The following is a 2,113-nucleotide window of genomic DNA, read 5'->3' as shown; positions in this document are numbered from 1 at the left end:
TGCTGTCGGGCCGCGCAAACCTCGTCGCGATCTTCACGAGGAACGCTGACGTCATTGCCATCGGCGCGGAGTATCTGAGATACGCCGCCCTATCTTACGTTCCCTATGCCCTTATGTTCACGCTCTCTGGAGTGCTTCGCGGAGCCGGGGACACCGTCACTAGCATGCTCGCGACTTTCGCTTCTCTATGGCTGGTGAGGGTCCCTATGGCCGCTGTGCTGTCTCGACTCCCCGGCCTCGGGGTCAAGGGCGTCTGGATCGCCATCGTCGCCGGGCCGGTCTCAGGGACCATGCTCAACTTCGTGTACTATCGGACCGGTCGCTGGAAGAGGCACGTCGTCGCGCGACGGCCTTCTCCCGAGTGAGCGAACAGGACGAGGAAACTTGAGAACTTTCCTTGCCTCGCCTCACACTGTCTCGTCTTGCCTCGCCTCACCTTGCCTTGCCTTGCCTTGCCCCGCCTGGCCTCGTCTTACTTTGCCTTGGCGCCGCGTTTCACGCCAGCCAACGCAATTGCCCATCTCTGAGCATGGTGATGCCGTGGAGGTTCCTCCGAACCAGAGCGCTATTTCTCGGATGTGGTACGCCGCTGCTTGTCCCGACGTGTCTCGTAACTCTGGCTCCGCAGCTCCTTGAAGAACTCCGCTTCTGACAGGGAGTAGGGAACATTCAGCGGTAGCGAGTCCGGCGGTCCGTATGCCTTAAAGCTCTCCCTCTTCTCTTCAATCTCGTCCAGCCGTTGAATCAGGCTCTTGAGATTCTCGATTTCCTCTTTAACCTCGACATCATCGGTCCTATGCTCGTCACAGCGCACGCTCTCGAGAGCTTCGAGCCTACCCTCGAGTATCGTCCTGCTCTCGTCCAGGTTCCCTTCCCTGCTCTTATCAACGGCTTCATCCTTTTTTCCCTCTTTCCTTCTGCCCGCGCCTACACGTGCCACGGCTCTGGAGCGTTAACGTAGACACCGGGAAGGGCCACCATTCCCAACGTCGGCGCACAGCTCAAGCATCCCGTGGTGAGCCCGGACGGCATCAAGCTCGCTCACGTCCTCGACAACCTGTATGTCGTGGACGTCCGCACCGGATGGACGAGACCCGTGGCCGCTTGCACGCGGTTTTGCAGGCCCTTGTCCGAAAGCAAGCCGGTGTACCGATGCAATGGGCTCACCGCCTGCCGCTCGCGTGCAACCGCCCAGCTTCGTGCTGGCTCCGCCGAATGCAGCCGCGAAAACTGAACGTCCCAGCCAAGAGCGCTCCGATACGGCACATCAGCACATCAGCTCTGATACGTTACCTTTCCCTTTACTGATATCTCCTTCACCCGATCGTCCAGGGCTACCGCCTCTCTTAAGGCCCGTCCGAGGGCTTTCGCGGAACATTCGATCTTGTGGTGAAGATTGCCATCCTGAAGCACCTGTATGTGCAGCGTGGCTCCCAGCCCGCCCGTGAAGGCCTTGAAGAACTCCTGGATATCACAGTGGTCCAGACCACCGCCGGGCGAAAGGTAGAATCCCGGTCGGCCAATGAGATCCACGGAAATCAAGATCAGTACTTCATCAAAGGGGATTGCCGCCCAGCCGAATCTTCTAACTGGAAGAGTTCTTGAGAGGACAGCTTCACCACGGTTTACGCCTTCTGGCGGTTCGGCGGGGTGTTCAAGGCACTGCCTCAATGCGGCTCCCAAAGCCCATCCCGTGTCTTCCGCGCTGTGGTGGAGATCGGGCCTACCCGACTTCACTTCCAGTTCAAGGTCGAAAGAAGCATGTAACGCCAGCGTCTCGAGGAAATGGTCCAGGAAAGGGAAGCCGCTTGCCACTTTGGAACTACCGGTCCCATCGATCCTCAGGTATACGCTGACCGACGTCTCTCTGGTCGTGCGAGTAAGCTTTACGGCTCTCCGGACTCCAGGAGTGTTCTGTGGAGCATCCATGCGATCACCTCTTGCAAGCCTTGCAAGCCCAAGGGTCTCCTCACAACTAGCCGCCGTCGTCCCAGGTGTTGAGCCGGCATGAAGCACCGATGTCGCACTCCCGACACACCGCTCCTATGGGGCGTCCCTGTGAGGCGAAACGCTCAGGGCATCCTCCGTCTTGGCACGCTGACGCTGAATATGT

Annotated in this window: 3 protein-coding genes; 1 reads left to right on the top strand and 2 read right to left on the bottom strand. The window is 59.2% G+C overall.

The window, feature by feature from the left end:
• Positions 1–365: MATE family efflux transporter (locus tag GX515_13140; protein HHY33940.1), on the top strand; the 365-nt coding region annotated here is incomplete at its 5' end.
• A gap of 200 nt (positions 366–565) precedes the next feature.
• On the opposite strand, the gene GX515_13135 is transcribed toward GX515_13140, so the two are convergent.
• A complete protein-coding gene (locus tag GX515_13135; protein HHY33939.1) occupies positions 566–940 on the bottom strand; it encodes a hypothetical protein in 375 nt (124 codons plus the stop codon).
• Positions 941–1,275: 335 nt separating this feature from the next.
• Entirely contained in the window at positions 1,276–1,929 is a 654-nt protein-coding gene (hisB, locus tag GX515_13130) for an imidazoleglycerol-phosphate dehydratase (GenBank protein ID HHY33938.1), read from the bottom strand.
• Between the last annotated feature and the right edge of the window lie 184 nt (positions 1,930–2,113).

This window comes from Bacillota bacterium, assembly GCA_012842395.1.
Lineage (GTDB): Bacteria > Bacillota > SHA-98 > UBA4971 > UBA4971 > UBA6256.
This window is presented reverse-complemented; position numbering and strand designations above follow the sequence as displayed.